Origin of the sequence: Achromobacter sp. 2789STDY5608615 (assembly GCF_001298995.1) — a bacterium.
In the GTDB taxonomy this organism is placed as follows: Bacteria; Pseudomonadota; Gammaproteobacteria; order Burkholderiales; family Burkholderiaceae_B; genus Achromobacter; species Achromobacter insuavis.
The window spans coordinates 1-6,165 of the sequence record NZ_CYTY01000012.1 but is presented as its reverse complement, the minus strand read 5'-3'; the positions used below and the strand labels follow the sequence as shown (position 1 = coordinate 6,165).

Genomic DNA, 6,165 nt, shown 5'->3' with positions numbered 1-6,165 from the left:
TCGCGGCCGGCGGTAGCTACGCCCTGTTTCGCGCCCCCGCGGGCGCCAATGCGGCCCAGGCGCAAGGCGCGCCCGCCGCGCCCCCTGTCGAAGTGGCGGAAGTGGTCAACAAGACCATCGTCGACTGGCAGCGTTATTCCGGCCGCCTGGAAGCCATCGACCGCGTGGACATCCGTCCGCTGGTCTCCGGCACCCTGACCGCCGTCCACTTCCAGGACGGCAGCATCGTCAAGAAGGGCGACGTGCTGTTCACCATCGACCCGCGCCCCTACGCGGCCGAAGTGGACCGCGCCGCCGCCGCCCTGACCGCCGCCAAGGCCCGCGCCTCGTACACGGCCACCAAATTGGCCCGCGGCCAGCGCCTGCTGACCGACAACGCCATCGCCCGCCGCGATTTCGAGGAAAAGCAGAACGCCGCGCGTGAAGCCGCGGCCAACCTGCAGGGCGCGCAGGCCGCGCTCGACTACGCCAAGCTCAACCTGGGCTACACCCGCATCGAAGCGCCGGTCGCCGGCCGCGTGTCGCGCGCGGAAGTCACGGTCGGCAACGTGGTCGCCGCCGGCGCCACCTCGGTGCCGCTGACCACGCTGGTGTCGGTCTCGAAGATGTACGCCTCGTTCGACGTCGACGAGCAGACCTTCCTGAAGTACGTGAACCCGGCCCGCAACGGCAAGGCCGGCTCGGTGCCGGTCGAGCTGGGCCTGGCCAACGAGGACGGCTACTCGCGAACCGGTTTCGTGCAATCGGTGGACAACCGCCTGGACGCCACGTCCGGCACCATCCGCGTGCGCGCCGAGTTCGACAACGCCGACGGCACCTTGCTGCCCGGCCTGTACGCCCGCATCCGCCTGGGCGGCAGCGAGCCGCGCAGCGCCGTGCTGATCGATGAAAAGGCCATCGGCACCGACCAGGACAAGCGCTACGTGCTGGTGCTGGACGACAAGAATCACGCCAACTACCGCCAGGTCAAGCTGGGCGCCAACCAGGAAGGCCTGCGGGTCGTGGACTCCGGCCTGGCCGCCGGCGAACGCATCGTGGTCAACGGCTTGCAGCGCGTGCGCCCCGGCGACGCCGTGAGCCCGACCGTGGTGCCCATGGTCACGGCGCAACGCAACCCGGTCAAGACCGCGGCCGCCAACTAAGCCGCCGGTGACCCGCAAAGCAGAACGAGAACGTTCATGAATATCTCGAAATTCTTCATTGACCGGCCGATCTTCGCCGGGGTGCTGTCCGTGCTGGTGCTGCTGGGAGGCCTGCTGGCCATGTTCCAGCTGCCCATCTCGGAATACCCGGAAGTGGTGCCGCCCTCGGTGGTGGTGCGCGCGCAGTATCCGGGCGCCAACCCCAAGGTCATCGCCGAAACCGTCGCCTCGCCGCTGGAGGAATCCATCAACGGCGTGGAAAACATGCTGTACATGCAGTCGCAGGCCAACAGCGACGGCAACCTGACGCTGACGGTCAACTTCAAGCTGGGCGTAGACCCGGACAAGGCGCAGCAGCTGGTGCAGAACCGCGTGTCGCAGGCGCTGCCGCGCCTGCCGCCGGACGTGCAGCGGCTGGGCGTCACGACCACCAAGAGCTCGCCCACCCTGACGCTGGTGGTGCACCTGATCTCGCCCAACGACCGCTACGACATCACCTACCTGCGCAACTACGCGATCCTGAACATCAAGGACCGCCTGGCGCGCATTACCGGCGTGGGTGAAGTGACGGTGTGGGGCGCGGGCAACTACTCGATGCGCGTGTGGCTCGACCCGCAGAAGGTCGCGCAGCGCGGCATGACGGCCAGCGAAGTGGTCGCGGCCATCCGCGAACAGAACGTGCAGGTCGCCGCCGGCGTGATCGGCGCGTCCCCGACCCAGGGCGACGTGCCGCTGCAGCTGAACGTGAATGCGCGCGGCCGCCTGCAGACCGAAGAGGAATTCCGCGACATCATCCTGAAGACCTCGCCCGACGGCGCCGTGACGCACCTGTCGGACGTGGCCCGCGTGGAACTGGATGCCCAGGAATACGGCCTGCGTTCGCTGCTGGACAACAAGCAGGCGGTGGGCATGGGCATCATGCAATCGCCGGGCGCCAACGCGCTGGACGTGTCGTCGCAAGTGCGCGCCGCCATGGTCGAGCTGGCCCAGGACTTCCCGCCGGGCGTGGAATACCGCATCGAATACGACCCGACCCAGTTCGTGCGTTCCAGTATCGAGGCCGTGGTGCACACGCTGCTGGAAGCCATCGCGCTGGTGGTGCTGGTGGTGATCCTGTTCCTGCAGACCTGGCGCGCGTCCATCATCCCGCTGCTGGCGGTGCCGGTGTCGATCGTCGGCACCTTCGGCCTGCTGCTGATGTTCGGCTATTCCATCAACGCGCTGTCGTTGTTCGGGATGGTGCTGGCCATCGGGATCGTGGTCGACGACGCGATCGTGGTGGTGGAAAACGTCGAACGCAACATCGCCGCGGGCCTGAGTCCGCGCGACGCGACCTATCGCGCCATGCGCGAGGTGAGCGGCCCCATCATCGCCATCGCCCTGACGCTGTGCGCGGTGTTCGTGCCGCTGGCGTTCATGACGGGCCTGACCGGCCAGTTCTACAAGCAGTTCGCCATGACCATCGCCATCTCGACGGTGATCTCGGCCTTCAATTCGCTGACGCTGTCGCCGGCCCTGTCGGCCCTGCTGCTCAAGAGCCACCACGACAAGCCGGACTGGCTGACCCGGGGCATGAACCGCGTGTTCGGCCGCTTCTTCAACTGGTTCAACAACATGTTCGGCCGCGCCTCGGAGAACTACGGCGTGGGCGTGTCCGGCGTGATCCGCCGCAAGGCCGGCGCCATGGGCGTCTACGCGGTGCTCGTGGCCGCCACCATCGGCGTGTCGTACCTGGTGCCCGGCGGCTTCGTGCCGGCGCAGGACAAGCAGTACCTGATCGGCTTCACCCAGCTGCCCAACGGCGCCTCGCTCGACCGCACGGAAGACGTGATCCGCCAGATGAGCGCCATCGCCCTGAAGGAACCCGGCGTGCAGAGCGCCATCGCCTTCCCGGGCCTGTCGATCAACGGCTTCACCAACAGCTCCAGCGCCGGCATCGTGTTCGTGACCCTCAAGCCGTTCGACGAACGCAAGGGCGCGGCGCTGTCGGGCAACGCCATCGCGGCCTCGCTGAACCAGAAGTTCGGCGCCATCCAGCAGGCGTTCATCGCCGTGTTCCCGCCCCCGCCGGTGCTCGGCCTGGGCACGCTGGGCGGCTTCAAGCTGCAACTGGAAGACCGCGCGGCGCTGGGCTATGCCGAGCTGGACAAGGCCAAGCAGGCGTTCCTGGCCAAGGCGCGCCAGACGCCCGAACTGGGCCCGGCGTTCTCGAGCTACGAGATCAACGTGCCGCAGCTGGACGTCGACCTGGACCGGGTCAAGGCCAAGCAACTGGGCGTGCCGGTGACGGAAGTGTTCGACACCATGCAGATCTACCTGGGTTCGATGTACGTCAACGACTTCAACCGGTTCGGTCGCGTGTTCCAGGTGCGGGCCCAGGCGGACGCGCCGTTCCGCGCCCACTCCGACGACATCCTGCAACTGAAGACCCGCAATGCCGCGGGTGACATGGTGCCGCTGTCGTCGCTGGTGACGGTCAAGCAGACCTTCGGTCCGGAAATGGTGGTGCGCTACAACGGCTACACCGCCGCCGACATCAACGGCGGCCCGGCCCCGGGCTACTCGACCAACCAGGCGCAGGCCGCGGCCGAGCGCGTGGCGGCGGGAACCCTGCCGCGCGGCGTGAAGTTCGAATGGACCGACCTGACGTACCAGCAGATCCTGGCGGGCAACGCCGGCCTGTGGGTGTTCCCGATCAGCGTGCTGCTGGTGTTCCTGGTGCTGGCCGCGCTGTACGAAAGCCTGACCCTGCCGCTGGCCGTGATCCTGATCGTGCCGATGAGCATCCTGGCGGCGCTGACCGGCGTCTACCTGACGGGCAACGACAACAACATCTTCACCCAGATCGGCTTGATGGTGCTGGTGGGGCTGTCGGCGAAGAACGCGATCCTGATCGTGGAATTCGCCCGCGAGCTGGAGATGAACGGCCGCTCGCCGCTGGAAGCCGCGATCGAGGCCAGCCGCCTGCGCCTGCGCCCGATCCTGATGACGTCGATCGCCTTCATCATGGGTGTGGTGCCGCTGGTGCTGTCGTCCGGCGCCGGTTCGGAAATGCGCCACGCCATGGGTGTCGCGGTGTTCTTCGGCATGCTCGGCGTGACGCTGTTCGGCCTGTTCCTGACGCCGGTGTTCTACGTCCTGCTGCGCTCGCTGGGCGGCAAGACGCTGCACTCGGCCGCGCCGCATGAAGCGCCGGTGTGCGTGCCGCACATCGATCCGAACGCGCCGCCCGCCACGCAGCACAACGCCTGATCCGGCCTGGAAAAAATAGCCAGCGCGTCCCGTCCCGAACGGCGGGGCGCGCGCCCAAGAGAATCGTCATGAAGACCAAAAGACTGATCCGCGGTTCCGCCCTGCTTGCCGTCCTGCTCGTGCTGGCCGGCTGCGCGGTGGGTCCGACCTACGAACGGCCCGCGGCCGCCACGTCGGCGGCCTACAAGGAAGCCGCCCTGCCCGCCTCGGAAGCCGGCACCTGGAAGACCGCCCAGCCCTCGGAAGAGCAGTTGCGCGGCGAATGGTGGAAGGTGTTCGGCGACGAAGGCCTGAACCAGTTGCAGGAAGAGGCCCACAAGGCCAACCAGAACCTGCAGGCCGCGGCCGCCCGCCTGACGCAGGCCCGCGCACTGCAGCGTGAGGCCCGCGCCGGCTTCTTCCCCAGCCTGGACGCCGCCTTCGGCCCCAGCCGCCAGCGTCCCTCGGCGGTGTCTCAAGGCCTGCCCGACGGCACGCCGACCAGCCCGTCGACCACCTGGCGCGCCCAGGGCTCGGTGTCGTACGAGGCCGACCTGTTCGGCCGCGTCGCCTCCACGGCCGACGCCGCCACCGCCGATGCGCAACAGAGCGAGGCGCTGTACCGCTCGGTGCTGCTGGCGCTGCAGGCCGATGTCGCCACCACCTATTTCCTGGTGCGCGAGCAGGACGCCGAAGCCGCGCTGTACCGCCAGACGGTGCAACTGCGCACCGAGACGCTGCAGCTGATCCAGCGCCGCTATGACGCGGGCGACATCAGCGAGCTGGACCTGGCGCGCGCCAAGGCCGAGCTGGCTTCGGCGCAGTCCGAAGCGCTGGGCATCGACCGCCGCCGCGCCGCCGGCGAACACGCGCTGGCCGTGCTGCTGGGCCGCGCGCCGTCGGAGTTCGCGATGCCGCCCAAGCCGATCGAGAAGGTAGCCCTGTCGATCCCGGCCGGCCTGCCGTCGACGCTGCTGGAACGCCGCCCCGACATCGCCGCGGCCGAACGCGCCATGGCCGCCGCCAACGCCCGCGTGGGCGCCGCCAAGTCGGCGTTCTTCCCGCGCCTGGACATCACCGGCGCGTTTGGCTACGAGTCGTCGGAGCTGGGCAACCTGTTCCAATGGTCGAGCCGCACGTTCCTGCTGGGCCCGCTGGTGGGCGCCGCGCTGTCTATGCCGATCTTCGACGGCGGCCGCCGCCAGGCCGGCCTGGACCGCGCCCGCGCGGTCTACGAGGAAGACGTGGCGGTGTACCGCCAGACGGTGCTGAATGCGTTCCGCGAGGTCGAGGACAACCTGGCCAATCTGCGCATCCTGTCCGACCAGACGCGCGCGCAGGACGCGGCGGTGGAAGCCTCGGCCCGCGCCGCCAAGCTGTCGCACACGCAATACCGCGAAGGCTCGATCAGCTATCTTGACGTGATCGAGGCGGACCGCAGCGTGCTGTTGCAGCAACGGGTCGCCGTGCAGTTGAGCGGTGAGCAGGCGCGGTCGGCGGTGGATCTGATTCGGGCGATCGGGGGCGGGTGGGGGAATCCTGTGCCTGGTGCTGAGGCTGTGGCTGCGAATCGATAGCTGGTCGATGCTGAACCTTTGCCGGGTTGCTTGCGGTGAGGGTTCAGCTTCGTAGGTCGCCCCTCGGGCAGGCGAAGCGGGGGGCGGGCGCCCACGATTGCGGTCCGGAGCGTTCGCTCCGGACTGCCCCTTCGTCATCCTTGTATGGTGTAGATGCGCCTTCCGCAGTGGGAGGGTGCTGGGGTAGGGACGTCGTCATCCATCAGCCGGTAGCA

3 protein-coding genes are annotated in these 6,165 nt (G+C 68.5%); all 3 read left to right on the top strand.

Annotation, left to right across the window (positions count from 1 at the left end):
- Window positions 1-1,142 (top strand): efflux RND transporter periplasmic adaptor subunit (locus AOZ49_RS12310; protein WP_054475629.1); only part of this gene is annotated, 1,142 nt, incomplete at its 5' end.
- A 36-nt stretch (window positions 1,143-1,178) separates the two neighbouring features.
- On the top strand, window positions 1,179-4,394 hold the full coding sequence (locus AOZ49_RS12305) for an efflux RND transporter permease subunit (RefSeq protein ID WP_054475627.1): 3,216 nt from the start codon (window positions 1,179-1,181) through the stop codon (window positions 4,392-4,394).
- Between the two features lie 68 nt (window positions 4,395-4,462).
- On the top strand, window positions 4,463-5,950 hold the full coding sequence (locus AOZ49_RS12300; protein WP_054429191.1) for an efflux transporter outer membrane subunit: 1,488 nt from the start codon (window positions 4,463-4,465) through the stop codon (window positions 5,948-5,950).
- The last annotated feature ends 215 nt before the right edge of the window (window positions 5,951-6,165 follow it).